Source organism: Ancylomarina longa, from assembly GCF_003996985.1.
Classification (GTDB): domain Bacteria; phylum Bacteroidota; class Bacteroidia; order Bacteroidales; family Marinifilaceae; genus Ancylomarina_A; species Ancylomarina_A longa.
The window spans coordinates 1-360 of sequence record NZ_RJJX01000318.1 but is presented as its reverse complement, the minus strand read 5'-3'; the positions used below and the strand labels follow the sequence as shown (position 1 = coordinate 360).

The 360-nt window shown below is 43.7% G+C and carries 1 protein-coding gene; it reads right to left on the bottom strand.

Features of this window, described 5'->3' with window-relative positions; translation table 11 throughout:
• Positions 1-360: type I restriction enzyme subunit R domain-containing protein (locus tag DLK05_RS17340; RefSeq protein WP_438830196.1), on the bottom strand; the 360-nt coding region annotated here is incomplete at both ends.

The window sequence follows — 360 nt, the reverse complement described above, 5'->3', positions numbered from 1 at the left end:
GTCACGAAACGTCACGATGTTACCAAAAGTCTTAGTGGCATCATAAATGCGGTTAGTCCTTGAGAACGCTTGCATCAGACCGTGATAGCGAAGGTTTTTATYAACATAGAGCGTGTTTAAGGTCGGCGCATCAAAACCTGTGAGGAACATACCGACAACAATCAGTAAATCCACATCCTGCTTAATAACGCGTCCTGCAAGATCACGGTAGTAGTTTTGAAAAGACTTACTGTCTACGCCGTAATTGGTCTTAAACATCTCGTTGTAATCATTAATAGCACGGCTCAAAAACTCTTTGGCACTGCTATTCATAGCGGTAGGCTCAAAGCCTTCGTCAGCAATGTCACCGATTGCGTCTTG